This is a genomic window from Pleurocapsa sp. PCC 7319 (assembly GCF_000332195.1).
In the GTDB taxonomy this organism is placed as follows: Bacteria; Cyanobacteriota; Cyanobacteriia; order Cyanobacteriales; family Xenococcaceae; genus Waterburya.
The window spans coordinates 4,703,044-4,723,425 of sequence record NZ_KB235922.1 but is presented as its reverse complement, the minus strand read 5'-3'; the positions used below and the strand labels follow the sequence as shown (position 1 = coordinate 4,723,425).

19 protein-coding genes, 1 tRNA gene, 1 pseudogene and 1 other annotated feature are annotated in these 20,382 nt (G+C 39.2%); of the genes and pseudogenes, 4 read left to right on the top strand and 17 right to left on the bottom strand.

Annotation, left to right across the window (positions count from 1 at the left end):
* The first annotated feature begins 6 nt into the window (after positions 1–6).
* The 4 genes and pseudogenes from PLEUR7319_RS0125555 (at position 7) to PLEUR7319_RS0125540 (ending at position 3,219) form a co-directional block, all read left to right on the top strand.
* Positions 7–1,632: a dynamin family protein gene (locus tag PLEUR7319_RS0125555; protein WP_019508074.1), complete on the top strand. Its 1,626-nt coding sequence runs from the start codon at positions 7–9 to the stop codon at positions 1,630–1,632.
* A gap of 209 nt (positions 1,633–1,841) precedes the next feature.
* Positions 1,842–2,039 (top strand): annotated as a pseudogene (locus PLEUR7319_RS43670) (MBL fold metallo-hydrolase); the annotation flags it as partial.
* Positions 2,040–2,307: 268 nt separating this feature from the next.
* Entirely contained in the window at positions 2,308–2,766 is a 459-nt protein-coding gene (locus PLEUR7319_RS0125550; protein WP_019508073.1) for a hypothetical protein, read from the top strand.
* An 84-nt stretch (positions 2,767–2,850) separates the two neighbouring features.
* A complete protein-coding gene (locus PLEUR7319_RS0125540; RefSeq protein WP_019508071.1) occupies positions 2,851–3,219 on the top strand; it encodes a hypothetical protein in 369 nt (122 codons plus the stop codon).
* 12 nt (positions 3,220–3,231) lie between these two features.
* Here PLEUR7319_RS0125540 and PLEUR7319_RS36685 read toward each other — a convergent pair whose 3' ends face one another.
* From PLEUR7319_RS36685 to recO, 17 genes are all read right to left on the bottom strand, one after another.
* Positions 3,232–4,809, bottom strand: coding sequence for a mechanosensitive ion channel family protein (locus PLEUR7319_RS36685; RefSeq protein WP_237743618.1), 1,578 nt, complete (start codon positions 4,807–4,809; stop codon positions 3,232–3,234).
* 142 nt (positions 4,810–4,951) lie between these two features.
* On the bottom strand, positions 4,952–6,019 hold the full coding sequence (locus tag PLEUR7319_RS0125530; RefSeq protein ID WP_019508069.1) for a hypothetical protein: 1,068 nt from the start codon (positions 6,017–6,019) through the stop codon (positions 4,952–4,954).
* Positions 6,020–6,140: 121 nt separating this feature from the next.
* On the bottom strand, positions 6,141–6,515 hold the full coding sequence (locus PLEUR7319_RS40250) for a response regulator (protein ID WP_026102777.1): 375 nt from the start codon (positions 6,513–6,515) through the stop codon (positions 6,141–6,143).
* A complete protein-coding gene (locus PLEUR7319_RS36680; RefSeq protein WP_019508067.1) occupies positions 6,487–10,137 on the bottom strand; it encodes a chemotaxis protein CheB in 3,651 nt (1,216 codons plus the stop codon). The genes PLEUR7319_RS40250 and PLEUR7319_RS36680 overlap by 29 nt, the downstream gene beginning before the upstream one ends.
* 399 nt (positions 10,138–10,536) lie before the next feature.
* Positions 10,537–10,923 carry a 50S ribosomal protein L7/L12 gene (rplL, locus tag PLEUR7319_RS0125515; protein ID WP_026102776.1) on the bottom strand — a complete coding sequence of 129 codons (387 nt, stop codon included), beginning with the start codon at positions 10,921–10,923 and terminating at the stop codon, positions 10,537–10,539.
* 65 nt (positions 10,924–10,988) lie between these two features.
* The gene (gene rplJ / locus PLEUR7319_RS0125510; protein ID WP_019508065.1) at positions 10,989–11,513 is read right to left on the bottom strand and encodes a 50S ribosomal protein L10; all 525 of its coding nucleotides are present in this window, start codon (positions 11,511–11,513) and stop codon (positions 10,989–10,991) included.
* Positions 11,514–11,549: 36 nt separating this feature from the next.
* Positions 11,550–11,710, bottom strand: a sequence feature (ribosomal protein L10 leader region).
* A 36-nt stretch (positions 11,711–11,746) separates the two neighbouring features.
* Positions 11,747–12,466, bottom strand: a complete 720-nt coding sequence (rplA, locus tag PLEUR7319_RS0125505) for a 50S ribosomal protein L1 (protein ID WP_019508064.1) — start codon at positions 12,464–12,466, stop codon at positions 11,747–11,749.
* 105 nt (positions 12,467–12,571) lie between these two features.
* Entirely contained in the window at positions 12,572–12,997 is a 426-nt protein-coding gene (gene rplK, locus PLEUR7319_RS0125500) for a 50S ribosomal protein L11 (protein ID WP_019508063.1), read from the bottom strand.
* A 2-nt stretch (positions 12,998–12,999) separates the two neighbouring features.
* On the bottom strand, positions 13,000–13,632 hold the full coding sequence (gene nusG, locus PLEUR7319_RS0125495; protein ID WP_019508062.1) for a transcription termination/antitermination protein NusG: 633 nt from the start codon (positions 13,630–13,632) through the stop codon (positions 13,000–13,002).
* Positions 13,633–13,634: 2 nt separating this feature from the next.
* On the bottom strand, positions 13,635–13,871 hold the full coding sequence (gene secE, locus PLEUR7319_RS0125490) for a preprotein translocase subunit SecE (protein WP_019508061.1): 237 nt from the start codon (positions 13,869–13,871) through the stop codon (positions 13,635–13,637).
* A gap of 280 nt (positions 13,872–14,151) precedes the next feature.
* A tRNA-Trp gene (locus PLEUR7319_RS0125485) sits at positions 14,152–14,224 on the bottom strand.
* Between the two features lie 98 nt (positions 14,225–14,322).
* A complete protein-coding gene (rplS, locus tag PLEUR7319_RS0125480) occupies positions 14,323–14,685 on the bottom strand; it encodes a 50S ribosomal protein L19 (RefSeq protein WP_019508060.1) in 363 nt (120 codons plus the stop codon).
* Positions 14,686–14,767: 82 nt separating this feature from the next.
* Positions 14,768–15,337, bottom strand: coding sequence for a TIGR02281 family clan AA aspartic protease (locus PLEUR7319_RS0125475; protein ID WP_019508059.1), 570 nt, complete (start codon positions 15,335–15,337; stop codon positions 14,768–14,770).
* A 172-nt stretch (positions 15,338–15,509) separates the two neighbouring features.
* On the bottom strand, positions 15,510–16,472 hold the full coding sequence (locus tag PLEUR7319_RS0125470) for a glycosyltransferase family 2 protein (RefSeq protein WP_019508058.1): 963 nt from the start codon (positions 16,470–16,472) through the stop codon (positions 15,510–15,512).
* Between the two features lie 188 nt (positions 16,473–16,660).
* A complete protein-coding gene (locus PLEUR7319_RS0125465) occupies positions 16,661–17,827 on the bottom strand; it encodes a glycosyltransferase family 4 protein (RefSeq protein WP_019508057.1) in 1,167 nt (388 codons plus the stop codon).
* A 152-nt stretch (positions 17,828–17,979) separates the two neighbouring features.
* Complete coding sequence (locus PLEUR7319_RS0125460; RefSeq protein ID WP_019508056.1) at positions 17,980–19,389, bottom strand: MFS transporter; 1,410 nt, start codon at positions 19,387–19,389, stop codon at positions 17,980–17,982.
* Positions 19,390–19,418: 29 nt separating this feature from the next.
* Entirely contained in the window at positions 19,419–20,294 is an 876-nt protein-coding gene (gene recO / locus PLEUR7319_RS0125455) for a DNA repair protein RecO (RefSeq protein ID WP_019508055.1), read from the bottom strand.
* Positions 20,295–20,382: the final 88 nt, after the last annotated feature.

The window sequence follows — 20,382 nt, the reverse complement described above, 5'->3', positions numbered from 1 at the left end:
GAAAATATGCCTCTAACTCTTTCAAGAGAACAACAACAGCTTTTCGATCGCAGCTTGGAAACCATTCAGAAAGTTGAAGGTCTTTTTGTCGAGGCAAAAGTACTTTTTCCCGAATTTAATCCCGATACAGAAGTCCTTAAACAACAGCTAGCTAATCCCTTCTCAATTTTTATCTGTGGTGAGTTTAATGCTGGTAAATCTAGTTTACTAAATCAACTAAATAACCAAGAAATTGCTACTGTCGGGTTTCTTCCCACAACAAAAGAGATTGAATCATATAATCCAGAAGGATTTGGGGGATTAGTTTTTATTGACAGCCCTGGAACTAATTCAATTATTGAACAACACCAAGAATTAACCGAAAACTATCTGCAACAGGCAGATATCATTTTATTTGTTACTTCTGTTGAACGCCCTTTGAGTAAATCAGAACAAGATTTTTTAACTCTAGTCGATCAGACTTGGGCGCGTAAAATTATTGTTACCATCAATAAAATTGACTTAGTTCAAGAAAATGAGGCTAGAGAAATTCGTGAATACATCAGTCAAGGACTAGAAAAAATACTGGCAGAAATGCCCCCTGTATTTTCTATTTCCGCTCAAACTGGTGCTGGAATTGACGAATTAAAAAGTTTTTTATTAGCATTTTTAGCCGAAGGAGAAAAAGTCAAGCTAAAGCTTAAGGGTCCTCAAAATTCTTTATTAGTCTATTTAGAACAGCTAGAGAAGCAAAACCAGACAGTAAAGTCTAAACTAGAGACTGAAAAGGTTATTTTTGACCGCACTTCCCGTAGAATCGAAGAGAGACTGGAAGAATATAATTTACTGTTTGGAATTTTCCGCGATAATATCGACGATCTATTTAAAAATTTGATCCAAGGCACAAATAATCTAATCGATGGCAATACTTCTTTTCTAACTGTTCTCAAAAGAAGAATTACTAAAGAAGATGATTTGCTCGAAGCAAGACTCGCCAAAACCATCAAAGAAATTCAGCTCGATAAAAATCTGCAAGAAATATTTAAGGAGGCAATTGCCACCTTTCTCAAATACCGAGAGCGTATTGTCAGAGAAGCCAAAGAAGATCTATCAACAGCAGTGACTATCTCTGAAGGAACATTAGCTATTCCGAAAATTGACACAGATAAATTAGAAATTGATGAGTTTGCGGCAAAAATCAAGAATGCTGCTGAACAAGGGTTAGATAGCTTTTGGCGACTAGGTATTACTGCTGCCGCCACTGGATTTGGTGGGCATATTCTATTTAATACTGGTTCGGCTGATGCTACTGCATTTTTGATTGCGGGACTTTTTGGACTAATGGGTTTTAACGCTTTACCCAGACAACGCAAAAAAGTCAAAGAGGAATTAGAGCAAACCTACCTTAATTTACAGGAAAGCTATACTAATGCCTTAAAAGATGCCTTGGCAGCCGAATTAAATAAGTGTTTACAACAGTTTGCCGATGTTATCCGACCCAAACAAGAGGAATTATCTAATAAGATAGCTGCCAGCGAATTAATTAGCAAAGAAGCAGAAAATATCAAAACAGAAATTATAAAAATCACCACAGAAGTTGACCAGCTATCTGAGGAACTATCAATGAGTAATGACAATTCAAAACCTGGATAGAACATAAAACTCGCTTCGTTCAGTAGCGAGTAATTAATGGTTTTAATGATCAATAATTTCTCGTCGTCTCTGGAAGTTAACATCAAAATAGAGGATTGAAAGATTAAACAAATATATTGGAAGATTAAACAAATATAATTAACAAATGTCCCCACAAGTTCTTCAACTTTTCTGTTTAATCTAAATCATGATGTCAGAATAAAAATTTTTATCCTGCCCATGACTATCGAGGACATACTGTTTCCACTATCGGGGAAGAAAAACAGTGGAATCCTCGCTTTGCTGGTAGAGATCGCGATCGCTTTATCGAGTTGATGAACAATCTCGACTTACCCAAGCCGAAAAGAATAATGGAAGCTGTCCCAGCTAATGAACATTGTGGACGAAGGTTAGCATCCGCTAAGTAAACTGGGAAATCCTATCAGATCATTAAACAAATCTAGTCAAAAAATCGTTGATACCTTGGACAATTATGTGATTATACCGTCAAAGTTAAATAACCAAGATACAATAGTAACTAGAGAGTATTCAATGTATTTGGTAGCAGCCAAATTCATCAACCGATTCATCTTTTAGAAACGTTAACGCACTTCGTATATCTATCGGTTTGAGATTTGCTTCCAACTGAAATTATTTTCTCGGTTCTAAATCGTATCTTCTATGAGGAGGTACATTATGAAACTCGATTCACGTTATTTACTTAGTTTGAGTTTAATCGGTGCGATTGTCTTAGCTACCCCTGTGATCGCATCTGCTCAAGATAGATCTAACGATATTGGTTTAGGTGCTACCGATGAAAGCTTTGCAGCCAATGCCAAGCTCGAATTAGCCGAACAGCTTTCTATACGACCTGCAGTTCTCACAGATGTAGAATTTGACGACGATACAGAATTGACAGTTATTGCACCAATTACCTATGACTTCGAATCACCCTTCAAAAACCGAAGATTATTACCTTTTGCTGGTGCCGGTATTGGTGGAACTACTCATGATGGTGGTAGCGTCGGCTTAACAGTTACAAGTGGTGCAGATTATCGTGCCAGTAATAAACTAACTGCCAATGGTTCTGTTGTCTGGCTAACATTTGATGACGATAGAGTAGATTTCATTGTTGGTTTAGGTTACAACTTCTAAATTTTGTCAGTGGTTAGTTGCCAAGAGCGATCCTGACTAACCACTGACGAATTTTTTTTAATCTCAGTTGGAGAAACAGCGATCATGAAAACAAAATTTAATCCTTTAAACTCTTTACTGATAGTTTTTATTGTTACTTCTTTAGTAATATTCAGTGCCTGTGAAGATAAAACTGCACTCCTAGTTAAAGATTCAAGCCCTTCTATTGCTGAAGAACGAATTGGTTTGGATGGAGAATATGATGCTAGTGGTTTAGCCAAAAGAGTTGCCAAAGCATTGGATGAAGACTCTATTTTGGGCGGAATATCTACTGTTTATGTGGCACAAAACGATAGCAAAATTATTTTAAAAGGTACAATACCAGATAAAAGTTTTTTAGATAGATTGGTAACTGTTGCTCAAAATGTCCGAGGTGTTAGTGAAGTCAATATTGAGCAAGTCCAAATTCGTTAGTTGTCTTTTGAATTAGTTGGATGGACGATTGGAAGAATTATTGAGCCAGCGTAGGAAAGCAGCTTCTAAATCTGGAGAAATGAGCTGTAACTTACTCCGCAGGTGTAAATCCCTTTGGGGAAAGGGAATTTCTATCGCGCGATCGCGTAAAATTCTATAGATTCGAAAATACAACTCACTTTTTATAATTGGTTGACGACTGGGTTCAGCAACCCATACCAGCAATTCAAAGTCTAAAGAGCTATCCCCAAAGCCAGTAAAAAAAACTTGAGGCTGAGGACGAGCTAATACCTCCGGGTGTTCTTTTGCTACCTGAAGTAAAATCTCTTTAACAACCTCAGGATCGCAGTCATATATTACTCCCACAGGTAATACAAAGCGGGAAATCGGACTATCATGACTCCAGTTAATTACCTCGTCGGCTAGTAGGCGAGAGTTGGGAACGACAATGGAAATGTGGTCTAAGGTTTTGAGAACAATACTACGAGCCTGTATACGCTCAACTAGACCTTTATGTCCGTTGACTTGAATAAAATCACCGATTTGCACCGAACGCTCGAATAATAACACCACTCCACTAGCAAAGTTTTTGGCAATATCTTGGAACCCAAAACCAATACCCACCCCCAAAGCACTACCTAAGATAGCTATGGAACTGAGGTTTAATCCCCATACTTGCAGCAGAATAATTGTCCCCAGAGAAATTAAACCATATTTAACAACAACAAAAATAACCTCCTGCGACCCCCGACTCATTCGTGTCTGGCGAAGCACCCTGGTTCGCAAAAGGGTAGTCATAGTTTGGGTTGCTACGAGCAATCCCCAAAATAATCCCGCCAGAATCAGTAGATCGATTAAAGAGTAAGAGCGATCGCCAAGGTTAAATAATGAAGTTTCAAAAGAAATTTCAAAGATATCTCTTAAAATCTCGATGATCATACTCCGCCAGTGTCGAGACTGGGGAAATAAACCACTCAAATAATAAATAGTGACAGACCATAAAATCACCCTGACTAAGATTAATTTGGTTTTAAATAATGTTCCTATATTGGGAGACTCCAAATGAGTCGGATTAATCCCTGGTAAAAGTTTGGCGATCGCTTTGGGTAAAGAATATTGTTTGAGTAGACTAATTACTTTATCAGTGGCAAAAACTACCACCAAGATAATTACGGCTAAGAGCGACTTTTCCCGAATATATTTAGGGGTTCTGCTGAATTGTGCCTGTTTGATCTTGGTTTCTAATTCAGTTTTCCAGGTAATAGCTTGGGTTTCAACCGTATTATCTTTAGTTATATCTTGAGACGTAACAGTCAGTAAATGGTGATTATTTAGATAAATAACTGGTAATTTATTTCGTTGTTTAATCTCAATCTGGGGAGGTTGGGAAGAATTAATTACTTCCAAGAGTATATCGTTAATATTATCGGCGCGGTCTTCAGCCGTTAAGTTTGTTGAACCACTCACCTGAAAAATTTCTTGTTCATCAATAACAATTGCAGCTTTAGTTTCAGTAGTGGAATTATCAATTGGAAAAGTTAGTAGTTGATCGATAGAAAAAGAATTATTTTGGGCAGAAACAGGAGTCACTACAAGTAAAAACCATAATAGTAACGCTAAAATTATTTTTACCCAAGAAAAATTTAATTTTTGTCGATTACAGGAATTCCAATTAGATCGATTAAGAGACAACATAGCTAGAAAATCAGAGATTTCTGATAAATTAACTAAGTTAATACAACCCTGAAGGCTTAACTTTATAGGGAATTTCTTCCACAGGCAGATGTTCACTATCTAAATTGTTATAGATTAACTGAAGTCGCCGTTCTCCTGCATACTTAATTAGTTTGCCACTGTAGAGTTCCGCTTTTGTCCCCAGACTTTGTATTCGTATTTTGCCGTTGAATACTGTCGCCCTAGCTAAATAAATCACCAGATCATCTCGTGAAGGTCGATTTACTGTAGTACTAGCAGTTAGATGAGCTATCCCTCGTTCATCTATTTCTTGCGTCATTGCCATTGCCGTATTGCGAATACCTCTTATGGCCACAATTGCCGATGCTACTGCCATGGTGATATCTACACCATCATCGGTAAAAATTTTCTGATTCGAGAGATATTGAAAATTTTTTTCGCCTAAATCATCTCTGATACGGCGATGAATCATATTGTGAGGATGATATTCGGATAAGGCTCCGACAATTGCTCCACAGGCATTACGGGGTTCTCTCCAGGGAGATTCACAAGTTTTTCCATAAATACGCTTTTCCCCTTCTTCCAATCGACCTACATGAGTTTTGAGGTCTATTGCCACTAACACCATCGACTGAGGATTACCTTCATATAGTTTTCTGCGTAATGCTTCATCCATCTGATGCGCTACCGTTACATGAGCTAGTGTTGCTCCATTGTCTGTACCGCCACCGGCAGGGAAAAATGCTTCTAGTTTTAGTTCGCCAATTTCGGAAAGGGTGGCAAAACGAGATGCTACTACATCTCGATAGCGCTTAGTGGCTTCGCCTTGATGAATGCGATCGCCACAATTTGTATAGGCTAAAGTTGTAATTACACTGGGCAAGCTTAAATCTGCCCCACAGATGTGCATATCAGTAGGACTAGCAGCAGCAAATTGTAGTTCGTCTCTCAATAATTGCAAGCCATTGATCAGAGCATAGCGATCGCTTACAATCTCATTGAGATAATTATGATAGGCATTTCTCTCCATACCAAAGCTAGCAGGAAGACACCAAAATTGATCGATTCTTTTCTGAGCAGAGACAGCATCAAAGGGAACGGACATGAGAAGTTGGCAAAATTAAATTCTTAAAAGAGAAGTATTGTATTAAGGTTTAAGTTCCAGGCTATTTTAGCCTGGATAAATCAATTGCACTACTTTGTCCTAAAAATACATGAACAAAAATTTACCATTTTAGTAAAAGACAAATTTGTTTTGCTAAATCCATAGCATCAAATGGTTTTGATATTATTCCTTGAACTTCTAAATCTTTGAGCTGTTTCTGGTCTTTTAATAGAGTTTTTGCCGTCAGAAAAATAACGGGGATTGCTTGAGTTACGGCATCAATTCGCAATTGGCGTAAAACTTCAATCCCATCTAGACCGGGCATCATCACATCGAGAAGAATTAGATCGGGAGGCTTGGTTTGAGCTAAGGATAGACATTCTTGTCCCGAACCAACAGTCAAAATTTCCCAATCAGTTGTTACCTGAAGAGAAAGTTTTACGGTTGCTCGTACATTATCGTCATCATCAACGATCAAGATTTGCTTCTGACTCAATTGCCGTATCCTCCAAACTTTCAAGTGGTAAAGCAAAGTAAAAACTGCTACCTTCACCGAAACTGCTTTCCGCCCAGATTTTTCCCTGATGTTGTTGGATAATTTGGCGACAAATGGCTAAACCTAAACCCGTTCCGCCTTTTTTACGAGAATCTGAGGCATCCACTTGCTGAAAACGCTCGAAAATATCGTCAAGTTTGTCTTCGGGAATACCCCTCCCCCGATCTTGAACTGTAAAAATAACTGTATCATTTTGCCTTTTTACAGTAAGAAAAACTATCGAACCGGGTTCAGAAAATTTAATGGCATTGCTGAGAAGATTATTTAAAACTTGAATTATGCGATCGCCATTGACATAAATTTCAATTTCCTCAGAGGAGACATCAATGGTAATTTTTTCTCGCTTGGCCATGGTTTTCATCACATCTTTAGCTTGACCAACTAAATCGGCAGCATTGACCCAATCCTTAAATAGCTTGATTTTGCCCGATTCTAAACGCTCTAGCTCCAAAATATCCTTGACTAAATTCATCAAATGTAAGGCACTGTCATAGGCAATTTTTAGAGCTTCTGCACCTTTTTCCGATTCAGGTTTAATACTTTTTTCTGATAGTAATTGCAACATGCCTAAAATTCCTGTCAAGGGGGTACGCAATTCATGACTGACAACAGAAATAAATTCGTCTTTTATCCGTTCCACTGCCTTGCGATCATTGATATCGCTAATTAAGGCGAAAAATCCTTTTACTTGACCTGAATCCAGAATATGGGGAATATAGCTGATATTCACCCAACGAGAACCGCGATTAAGAGAGGGAAATTCCATATCGAAACTGACGTTTTCCCCTGCAAGAGCCATATCTACATGGGGAAGAACTTGCTGGTAAATTTCATCTCCTAAGATTGTCTTTAAATCCAATCCTTCAATCCCTTCGGAATATCCTTCAAACCAGTTTTGATAAGCTCGATTGCTAAAACGACAGCAGCGTTGTTCGTCAACATAGGAAATCCAAGCAGGCATGGCATCAGTAATCAAGCGTAACTGCTCGGAACTTCGTCGCAGGTTTTCTTCTACTTGTTTGATTTCATCAATATCGATAAAGCTTAATACCAGACCTTGGCATTCTCTTTTTTCGCTCCAATAGGGGTTAACCCGCGTTAAAATATGTCTGTCTGTTGGACGCAACACCATTTCCTGTTCTACGGATTGTCGGCTACTTAGAACTTGGTTGAGTAATTCAACTAGGTCATAACATACGTCTTGCCGTGGAGAACAAGATAAATTGTGGGAAAAATCGGTTAAAGGACGATTGACATCTCCTTCTCTAACATTGACGGCTTTAGCGGCAGCAGGAGTAAATTTACGAATATTGAGGTTCAAATCCAGGAAAATCACTCCAATTTCCGTACTCTGGAGCAGATTGTCTAAATCGTTATTGAGTTCGAGTAATTCTTGAATCTTGGATTGATGTTCGGCATTGACGGTATAAAGTTCCTCGTTTACCGAATGTAGTTCTTCGTTGGTGCTTTGCAGTTCCTCATTGGAGGCAATCAGTTCTTCATTAGTCGCCTGTTGTTCTTCGTTAGTGGCTTCTAATTCTTCAATGGTGGTTTGTAGGTTCTCGCGAGTTTGTTGGAGTTCGTATTCTAATTCGTTAAGTTGGTTGACTGTTTCCGCATTCACTTCAAACGTTTGGTTAGAAACCGTATTAATATTTAGTTTTTGCTCTTCTAGCAATACAATCAACAACTGTTCTTTGTGAGATTCCCCAGACTCTATGCCCACCTTAAGATTGATTATTCGCGACTGTTCTCTTTGAGTTAACTTAATTCCCGCGTAGAGTACGGTTTCTCGTTCTCGTTTGGCGCGGTGTAAAGCGGTAGATAAAGGTAACTGTAAAGCAGGAGGAACTATAGATATCACATCTAAATTAGCTTCCCCTAGAGGCAATCTCAACAGATCTACCGTATCGTAAAAAATACGCAGCAACTTGTTATCTTCACTGACCAGCAAGCAGGTTGCTTGGCGATCGCCAAAACAGAAATTAAAAACTTGACCTAGTACACGATCTAATCGAGGCTGAATGCGTTTAAGACGTGTTGGAGAAAGGGTTGGGGCTGTTAGGGGTTCTCTGGTAACGGGTAATAAAGAAAGTTGATTATCTCGTTGTTTTTGGTAAATTTTCCACTTCGAGTTAACCATTAAAAACTCTCCTTCCAGCATCCCGAGAACTTCTGCACTGCCTAAAAACAAAATACCTTGAGATGCCAGAGAAAAATGCAGCATCCGTAATACTTGCTGTTGTAGTTCTGGCTGCATATAAATCAGCACGTTACGGCAGCTAATCAGATTCATTTTAGAAAAGCCCGCATTTTTGGTTAAGTTGTGGGGTGCAAAAATAAGCATTTCCCGCAACTGTCGCCGAACTTGGTAACAGTCTGATTTGTCGAGGAAATAGCGTTCCAATCGTTCGGCAGATATATCTTTAGTGATATTTAGGGGATAAATACCTTTAGAAGCAGTTTCCAAAGCCGAACTATCTAAGTCGGTAGCAAAAATTTTGACACTCAAGGATTTATTGCTTTTTGCCACTGCTTCATCAGCCAATATTGCCATAGTGTAAGCTTCTTCTCCTGTAGCACAACCTGCCACCCAAATTCTTAGCTGTTGTTGCGCCTCCAAACTTTCGAGTAAAGGGGGTAAAACTTTGGTTTCCAAAAAATGCCAAGCTTCAGGATCGCGGAAAAAACGAGTCGAACCGATCAAAAAATCCTGAACGAGTAGTTGACGTTCTGACTCGGAGCTTTCGAGATAGGTAATGTAAGCTTTTAGCGAGCGATAGCCGTTCAGGGAACAGCGATGATAAATTCTTCTTGAGAGTGTGCCTACTTTATATTGAGAAAAGTCTACGGCTTCTTGGTCATTAAGTAACTCCAGCACTTGATTAAGCTGTATCGGATCAATGACATTTTCAGTTAATTGCTCGGTTAAAGGGATGTTGCGGGTAATTCTGACAATTTCATAAATCGTTTCTGCCAAGTCGTGGGGAGAAAGGACTTCATCTACTAACCCCGTAGGCAAAGCATTGGCGGGCATCCCGCTAAATTGTGCCGTTTCAGGAGACTGAATCAGTGCCAGCCCTCCTGCTTCTCCAATTGCCTGCAACCCTTCAGTTCCATCGCTTCCCGTACCTGAAAGTAGCACTCCCATAGCCCGATCTCGATACTCTTGGGCTAAAGAACCAAAAAACATATTGATCGGAAAATTGAGCCGCTCTGGTTTTTGCTCGCGAAAATGTAATCTTCCGTGCTCTACTACAATATTGGTTCGAGGGGGAATAACATAAACCGAATTAGGTACTATCTTCATGCCATCCTCAATCTGATAGACATGAAGAGAAGTTTTTCTTTGTAATAACTCTTGCATCAAACTTTTGAAGCGGGGTGAAAGATGTTGAATTACTACAAACGCTGCACCGATATCCTGGGGAATGTTTTCAAAAAACTCTTCTAAAGCTTGTAGTCCTCCTGCCGAAGCTCCAATTCCCACCACAAAGAAGCGGTTATCATCAAAATCATTCGCTTGAGCTTTTCTGGGACTGTTATAGTGCTTGTCGGACATAAGCTTTTACATCCCATTGAAATAAATTTCTATAATTAATCTAAACTTAAAATTAATTTTCAAACAGTGTATCCCACTTTTGCAATAAGTAGAAAAGCTTATAAAAACTCAATAAGAAAAATTTTCATAGAGGTAAGCAAATAAATATCGAATAATTTGCCAGATATTTTGAGCGATTGCGCTCCGCGCAGTGGCAAAGCCAATCGCTTTAAATAAGAAGGCTCACGGGTTGACAACAATGCTAAACTGTGTTCCAAAAGCTTAGAGCTAAAAACCGATTGACAAACGACACACCACCTTAACTTGTGACGAATGCGGCTACAATACAGCCAAAAAAAAAGGGACATTTAATTGAATGTCCCTTGTATTTAAACTTCAATTGAAACTTAGATTAACTGATTACTTGACAGCAACTTTGGCACCAGCTTCTTCCAGTTTTTTCTTGGTTTCTTCAGCATCGTCTTTAGAAACACCTTCTTTAAGAGCCTTTGGAGTAGATTCAACCATTTCCTTGGCTTCTTTAAGACCTAAACCAGTAATGGTACGTACCACCTTAAGAATGGCAATTTTCTTCTCTTTGGGTACTTCTTCAAGAACTACATCGAATTCTGTTTTCTCTTCTTCAGGTTCTCCAGCAGCAGCAGCGCCGGGAGCAGCCATAACTACTCCAGCAGAAGCAGCAGCACTGACACCAAAAGTTTCTTCAATTTGAGAAACTAGTTCAGAAGCCTCTAAAAGGCTTAGAGCTTTCAACTTTTCGAGAATTTCATCAGTTGCAGCAGACATAAATTTTACTCCTTGATTGATAGATGATTGATTAGTTAGTTGTGTAAATAGTTTCAAATAGTAGCTTATGCTTCTTGTTCTGAAACAGCTTTGATCCCTCTTACCAGTCCGCTGGGAACTTCTTTAACGCCCACAGCAACTTTGGTGGCTAAGGCATTAATTGCACCAGCAATTTGAGCGTATAATTCATCTTTGGTGGGCAAGTCACCTAATGCTTCAACCTGTTGTTTGGTCAAAGCCTGACCTTCCATTACGCCGCCGCGCAACTCAGTCTTCTTGGTTTCCTTCTGGAATCCTTTGTAAGCCTTAACGGCTGCTCCTATTTCTTCTCCGGTCAAAAGAAAGGCAGTTGGAGCACTTAGGAACTCTGCCATTGGTTGCCAATTTTCATCACCTTGGATGGCGATGTTCATCAGGGTGTTCTTCGTAATCTTACAAGTTGCACCACTAGGACGCAGACGATTACGTAAGTCGGTAATTTCTGCTACCGATAACCCCTCATAATTGATTACAAAAGCTAGTTGCGCTTTGCTCAAAGTTTCCTTGAGTTCGGCTACTATTTCTTTTTTGTTGGCGAGGGTTCTCCCCATTTTGTATCACCTCCTTTTTGGTTGGGATCTTTTGGGTCTTAAACGGCAAAACCTCCAGCTATCTGCCAGAGGTTGCCTAGTCTGGTTTTCTAATTTCCGTAAAGAAACTTAGAAAACCAAACTGATAGACATTAACCTCGGCAGGATATTAAGCGTCAAGACGCTCCTGCTGTCTTTGGTACTAGTCGTTTAATCTTTAATATTTACTTGTAGTGTTTCGTCAAAAATTTCGTTTAGGCTGCGACCGTCAAACTTAAATCTTGTAACGCACTGACATCAACTTGGATTGATGGACCCATAGAAGCGGAAACATATACAGTACGCCAGTAACGACCTTTCGCTCCCGAAGGACGATTACGGTCAACGGTTTCCTGAAGAGCTTTTAAATTCTCTAATAAATCTTCCGCTGAAAAAGATGCCTTACCAAACATAACATGAACGATGCCAGTTTTGTCAGCCCTAAATTCTAATTTACCAGCTTTGAATGCTTCGACCGCTGGTTTTAGGTCGGCTGTAACAGTTCCTCCCTTAGGAGATGGCATCAAACCCTTAGGTCCTAAAACACGACCTAATTTGGCTACTTTAGGCATCATATCAGGGGTAGCAATCAAGATATCAAAATCCATCATGCCTTTTTGGATATCTTCGATCAATTCTTCTGAACCGTAGATCTCTGCTCCGGCTTCTTCTGCTTCTTTGACCTTCTCTCCGCGAGCAATTACTGCTACTCTTACGGTTTGTCCTGTACCTTTAGGGAGACTAACAGTGGTTCTTAGTTGCTGATCGGTATACTTCGGATCGATACCTAGTTTAATGTGAGCTTCAGCCGTTTCATCAAATTTCGCTGTCGCTGTTTCCTTGAGTAATGTTAATGCTTCAAGAGGTTCGTAGACTTTGTTTTCATCTACTTTTTTAACTAACTCGCGCATTCGGCGAGACATTTTTTTTGCCATTTAAATTTTCTCCTTGGGTAGTTAGCGAAGCGGTATGCCTCTCCCCATTAAGTTATGAGTAAATAAGTTTATGGTTGATTGGGACAAAAATAATAGTTATTCCCGTTATTCGGCGATCGCTACTCCCATATTTTTCGCTGTACCCGCTACGATTTTCATCGCTGCATCAATGTCATTGGCATTGAGATCGGGTAATTTGGTTTGGGCGATCTCTTTAAGCTGATCGCGAGTAATCGAAGCGACCTTTTGCTTGTTAGGTTCACTGGCTCCTTTGTCAATTCCCGCTGCTTTCTTAATTAAGACTGATGCCGGAGGTGTTTTGAGGATAAAAGTAAAACTTCGATCTTCAAAAACAGAGATTTCTACAGGAATTACGAGTCCTGCTTTATCGGCTGTTTTGGCATTGTATTCTTTGCAAAACGCCATGATATTTACACCATGTTGACCCAAAGCAGGACCAACAGGAGGTGCTGGATTAGCTTTACCCGCAGGCAAAGCTAATTTTATTAACGCGACAACTTTTCTAGGCATACTTAATTTTGTTTTTCGACTTGATTAAACTCCAATTCTACTGGAGTATCTCGCCCAAAAATAGATAACAAAGCTTTTAGTTTACTTCTTTCTGGGCTAACTTCAATTACTTCCCCTTCAAATTCTTTAAAAGGACCTGAGAGAACAGCAATTTTATCACCAATTTCCATATCAATCTTAATGATTGGCTCTTGCTCTTCAGATTGTTTGAAGATGCGCTCTACTTCGGCTCGAGAGAGAGGAAGTGGCTTGACATGACCCCGTCCCCTACCATAACGACGTTTTTGCTCTGCCCCCACAAAGTTAATTACATTGGGAGTATTTTTAACTACTTGCCAAGCATCATCGTCCATTAGCATTTTCACTAAAACGTAGCCTGGAAAAACCTTCTCGTCGCTGGTATAGCGTGAGCCATCCTTACGGATTTTGACACTCGGTGTTTGCGGAATCTGAACTTGCATAATGCGATCGGCAATCTCCATGGTGTGAATCCGCATTTCAATATCGGTTTTGACACGCTTTTCACATCCTGAAGCTACCTGCACAGCGTACCATCTAGGAGTTCCTTTGGGTTTTGCCTTGGTCTCCTCTGGTTGCTGATTGTTGTCCTCTGGTATGTCTTCGGTATTAATCATAATCAAAATACCTTTCCTGCTCCCCAAGCAAAGAAATTATCAATTAAGTAGATAATTGTCGACACTAAAATAACCATCAGAATTACGGCTGCTGACTCACTGATCAACTGTTGGCGTGAAGGCCAAACCACTTTGCCTAATTCTTCTTTAGTTTGAATTGCAAAATCAGCTGCACTACTGCCACCTGTCGATTCTGCGGTTGCGGGTTTTTCCTTTTTTACTATATCTTTTTTAGCCAAAACTGTTGCCTCGCGGAAATGTTCGCTGAAAATAATCTATATGCTATTGTCTTATAAAACAAAACATTAGCTACAGCATAAAGCAATCAGGCTATGATTATCTTTATTACTTAAAAGTATAATTAACCTTTATTCGAGAAAAATACGTTAACAACCTAACTATTATTAAGCTTAACTAATTACTAAGTAAATAGCTGGCTGACACCAGTTCCAAGACCAAATCCTACGACCAGATATCTAGCTGATAAATGCGCTGATTGAGATACTTTTTAGAGTATTACGCGCCTTGGAGGACTTGAACCCCCGACATCCGGTTTTGGAGACCGACGTTCTACCAACTGAACTAAAGACGCATTCTCGCACTGACCTACTTTTTGCCAGAGCCTCCCAATTATACCGCATTAACGCATTTTTTTACCAAATAAGCTTTTTTATTAGCGGTCAGATATTATTAGATAGGGCGATCAAAACGCTGTTTAATCCTAGTGGCTTTACCAACACGATCGCGTAAATAATAGAGTTTTGCCCGGCGTACTTTACCACGACGCTCTACCTTGATCTTGGAGATCATCGGAGAATGTAAGAGAAATACTCTTTCTACCCCTACTCCCTGAAATATTTTACGTACAGTAATAGTTTCGTTAATCCCACCGTTTTGTTTGGCAATTACTGTCCCCTTGTAAGGCTGTACTCGTTCTTTGTTTCCTTCAGTAATTCGGACTCCAACTTCAACAGTGTCACCTACATAAATTTCAGGTACATCTGACTTGAGATGTTCAGCTTCTATTGAACGTATAATTGCTTCGGCATTCATGGCTAGTATAAAAACTCACGATTTACCATGATAACTTTTTTTTTGGCGATCGAAAAGGGTATTTGGCACAGACTTGTTGTTCTTATCTTTCTCTAAATTCAATCACATCGCTTTTGATTGTGAGGTCATATCCTCCAAAAAAACTTTGTCCTAATAATCCCATATCCATAGTGGGAGCAGTAATAACTCTGGTATTTTTGTGGGTTATTTTTCCAACTTGAAGAGAGTAGACGTAGCCAGAAGACAATTTGACATTATTACTACTAGGAGTAGAAACTCTTACAGTTTCGTGATGATTAACCTTGAGGGTTTTTGCCATCTCTCTTGTGATAACTACACTGCTTGCTCCTGTATCTAACATCATCTCAAATACATATCGGTCATTAAACTTGACATCAATTACGGGAATGCCTGAACGTCTACTTTTGATAGGTATAATGTGAACTCCAGATTGACTGGGAGTTTGAGTTTCTTGAGGATTGGTTATATTGAGATTAGACTTGGAACCAGAGTTTTGACACAGATAACCTAAATCTAAAGGATTCCCTTGAGCATCCAGCATAAAACAGCCCGAATCAGCTTGTGCCGGAACAATAGTAACAATAGAATTAAACACTATTGACCATAAGATTAAATTAACTAATTTTTTCATTTTAAATATACAAATAAAACTAGTTGTTATACTTTTAAAGCGACAACAAAAACGCTATTTTTGTTTAGCAAGATATCTTATTTAATAGCCTATCTTGTTTTTTAAATACAACTATAGATTTAGATCACTTAATCTTTTACGAAGCTAATTCAAGTTGAACTAAATTAAATATTTATACAAGACATTTTTTAATTAATTTTTGCCACTCCAGAGAAGAAATAAGACTAGAAACATTGAAATCTATACCATATTCTGTAGAATAAGTTTTAAAAGATTTAATCCAATTGAGAATTATTTCTGTCGGATATTTCTGACTATAAAACCAGGACTTATACAAATAATCACTCATTTTCGTCAAATATCCTGTTTGCTGAAGCCGCCAAGCGCTCCAAATTAGACTTTGATAACGAGATTCGGATTCAAGAGTTTTAATTTCTGGAGATAAATTAGACTGACTAAAAAATCGTTCCAAAATCTGGTCTAATTCTTGAGCCTGTAATAAAGTGTTTTTAGAAGCATTGGCTTCATGTTGGCGATATTTCACTGTGACCTGTTTGACCCAAGCAGCAGTAGCCCCCATTGCCGCTAAACGTAATACTAAATCGACATCTGGTGTTTGCTCCAAAGTAGTATCAAATCCCTCAGTATGCTCCAGCCACGATCGCCGAAACAACATCGCTCCCAGAAAAACAGGTTTCCAGACAATCAAATTAGTCAGGTTTAGCTCGGGAATTTCTTTCCAAGGCTTTACCGCTGCGTTGACATCTCCTTGTTGATTAACAATTTGCCAACCACTATTAGCTATTCCTAGAGATGAATTTTGGTCGAGTAAAGCAACTTGAGAGGCTAATTTATGGGTGAGAAAAACATCATCTTGATCTAAAAATGCAATATATTCCCCTTGCGCTTTGCTCAAACCCAAATTACGGCTAGCCGCTACTCCTTGATTTGTCTGGCTCAGATATTGAATTTTGCTACCGTATTGTTCGATTACTTGACGAGTACTATCTGTAGAACCATCATCTACCACGATAATTTCATAGTCACTGTAAGTTTGACTCAAAATGCTATCAACAGCTTCTCCAATGTAGCGATCGCCATTGTAGGCAGGGATGATTACACTAACTTTGACCATAACATTTAGGAAATAAGGATGAGGGCAGAAAAGTAAATTTTTATCTATGACTATCGATTAGCCATTAACCATTAGCCACTAGCCACTAGCCATTAGCCATTAGCCATTAACCATTAGCCACTAGCCATTAGCCATTAGCCATTGATAAACACTCTAGGTTTAGCTTATTCATCCAAAAACTGCTACCTTTAAGCCGAAATAGATTCTTTATTCGCTATTTCTAAATACAATCTCTCCAGCTTAGTAATATTGTGATGCAAAGTATATTTTTCTAAGACTCTTTGGCGAGCTTTATTACCCAGTAAGTTAGTCATTTCGGGGTGATTGCGAAACAACGGCAACAAAATTTTGAGTTGCGCAGTTACTCCTTGAGTGTCCAACACAACTCCCGCTCCATCTGCTAAAACTTCCCCATCTGCACCAGCATCGGTTGCCAAACAAGCCACACCACAAGACATGGCTTCCAAGAGGGATATGGATAAACCTTCCACTAAAGAGGGCAAAATAAAGACATCGGCCGCCCTGAGGATGTCAATGCGCTGTTGTTCATCAGCCACAAACCCGAGCCAGATAATATTGTGTTCTTTACCATAGGAAGGCTGGAGAGAGCTTCTGATTGGACCATCCCCAACCATTAATAATTGACAATTATCTCCCATATCCGCTAGCTTCCAAGCTTTGAGCAGGGCTTCAATATTTTTTTCGGTAGCAATACGACCCTGATAGACAAATAGTTTATTCGTTCTTAACTGGAACTTAAGATTGGAATAACCAGGAGAATATTTACGTTCATCAACGCCATTGGGAATAATTGCGACTCGATCGCCTGGAACCCCTAACTTGATTAATAGGTCTCGTTGAATCTCACTAAAAACAATTACCCGATCGTAGCGAGCCAGAAATGGTGCATATAGTTGATAAGTCAGATACTGGGTACTCGACTTAAGATTGCGAATTTTGCTATCAAAAGGAGGGTGAAATGTCGCTACTAGAGGAATATTTAATTCTTCGCAAATCTCTGGGAGTAAAAAATCTAGAGGAGAAAGGGTTAAAGAAGCATGGACTAAATCAGGTTTGAGCTTACAAAGCGATCGCAATAAGACTTTGCTAGATTTAAGGGTAGGAATAGTATAAATCTGAGACTTGTAAATAAAAGGGAGCGAAATCTCGTCACAATTTGACCAATTGTGTCGCTCCCCTTGATACTCCAGATGATGCTCATAACTACCCTGTGGTTGAGAAAAATGTAAAAAACTAACCCGATATTTACGGTCTAAAAGTGCGTTAGTTATTTCGCGACCATAGGTCACATTACCGCAAAAAGGTGATTTTTTCCCCAACCAAGCGATATGCATGCAAATGCTCTTTCCTCTAGGCAACTACAACAGAACAAACAAGCAAGAATTAACTAGTAATCACAATTGATCTTTACTTTGATCGACTTTAGTTAATTTACCAGATTAGGGGTTCTGTCTTGCTTTTTCCTGCAAAAATCAATGATTACAGTTCACACTTCTATTTCCGGTGAGGGTGTAGATTTATTGAGCTGTTGGTCATGAGCCTGTAAGATATACCAGGTTAAAACTCCTCCTCCAGCTGCGATCATTGCTAATCCCAACATTACAGAAGATAGTCCAAAACGAGTTTCGGCTTCGGCAGCTAAGACCAACGGCAAGGAAAGAGCAATATTTACAGCATTGTTCTGTAAGCCAAAAACTTTCCCTCTAATCTCTACAGGGGTTTGGGATTGAATTGTGGTTTGCATCGGTACACCAACTAAGGCAGCAAATGCACCCAATAAAGTGGTCATGCCTAGAGCTAACCAGAGGTTTTGTGTGGCAAAAGATAATCCTACCAAAGATGCTGCCACACCGATTGAACCAATTAAGCTTAAACGAGCGCGACTAATTTTTTCTCCTTTACTACCTAAAATAGCGGCACTTGCTCCCATGCCAACTCCTGCTGCTGCCAGCAGGATTCCAAATTCTTCGGCTTTAATCTGCGGAATTTGATCTGCCATACTTACTGCCAGGACAGCTAAAGCAGCAAAAATTGAAAACAAAATAACTAATTGAATTAAGGCATTGCGTACCCGATGATTTCGTCCTAGATATTTAATTCCATCTCGGATATCTTGCCAAACATGAGGGTGTTCTTGCTCAGATTTGTTCAATTTTTCACCGCTTCTTAGTCCTAGTAAAATGATCCCGGCGATCGCATATGCTCCGCCAACCAAAATTTCTTTACCGATACTCCCCGGTAAACCTATCTGAGAAGCTAAACTATCAGCAAGATCTAATAGGGGATCACCAATAGCAAAACCGATAATCAGCAATGCCATCATGGTAGTAGTGTAGAGAGAGTTGGCAGCTAATAAATTTTTGTCCTTAACAATTAAGGGAATAACCGCTTGCTCTGCGGGGGCAAAAAACTGGGTAAAAGTAGAAACCAAAAAAGTAATAACTAACATCAACCCAAATCCTAAAGGAAGAGACTGAAATAGTGTTTTCCCCTGAGCAGCCACCAATAAAGGCGGTAAGCAAAGCACCAAAATTCCCCGCAACAGATTAGAAATCACTAGAATGGACTTTTTTTGCCAGCGATCTACATATACACCTGCCAACGAACCAAACAATACAGCTGGAATCGTAAAAGCGATCATAATGGGAGATACCCACTTGCTAATTGGCTGGTTGGGTAACTGAAATTGATTGGCAATGATAGCGATCATCAATACCAAGTAGACTTTATCCGCCAACTGAGAAAATATCTGCCCACTCCATAAAATTACAAAACGGCTGTTTGTTAATACTGGGGTAAAGCCTTGAGAATCGGTTTCGTTTTGATCAGACACTGGTGCTGTAGTTTGGTTATTAATTAAAGAATTTTCTGAGGTTTCTGATTCCGACAGTCGCATTGTGCCCTGTTAAATTAATCTGAATAACTTTAAAATTCTATATATAAGCTATCTACTAGATTAGCCGAACGAATGGTTTTTCCTAAATGATATTGAATATATTCTCGCAAAATTTTTTCGATTCTGATCCAAGCCAGATCCAGATCAAAATTAGCTGTTTTTTTCTTGGTGAACCATTCTGTTCCTGGTAAAGAATGATAATTTAACTGTTGTAAAATAGCTAATTCCATCCCATTAATTCGATGATTAATCGTAGGTATGGGATGATATTGATGATCCTCTGTTAAAAGGCTATTATCAGATTGATTTCCAGTATTTTTTAGCTGTACTGGTTGTGCTGTTTCCAGATCAACAATCCCGCCACCCTCAAAACTAAAACCTACTCGCCACTGAGATGAAGTTAAGTTGGGCGGAAGCAGTTTTTGGGTCAGGCAACAATTAAATACCTGAGGAGTTAAACCAGCGATCGCTACTAAATGAAATACTGCTTGAGCCAGATAGGGATATATCGACTCCTGAGAATCAAATTCTTCAATCCGACGCAGGTGTTCATTGAGTAATTGATACAATTCTGGTTGCGGTTGTTCGTCTATCGCCAAACACAAACATAACTCAGCTAAATATTGAGCCGCTGCCAGCTTACCAATATCACGACTTAAACCAGGATAAGTATAGATAGTATCCGCTTGAATAATCTTATCTAGCGATCGCCCTTTAATTATCAATAATTCATTAATTACAAATAATTCAGTTCTGCCTCTGAGGCGCGATTTGTGTTTTTTGGCTCCTGGAGCAACTGCTCGAATCAAACCATATTCAGGGGTTAACACTGTCACCAAGCGATCGCTTTCCTTAATCGACGAGCCTTTAAGAATAATTCCCGTGGCTTTATATTTTTGACTCATTTATCGCTTAGTATTTTTAGATATCTTAGTAAAAAACCATAACTCCGAATTCTAGTAAGGGCGAACCGCTGTTCGCCCCTACGAATTC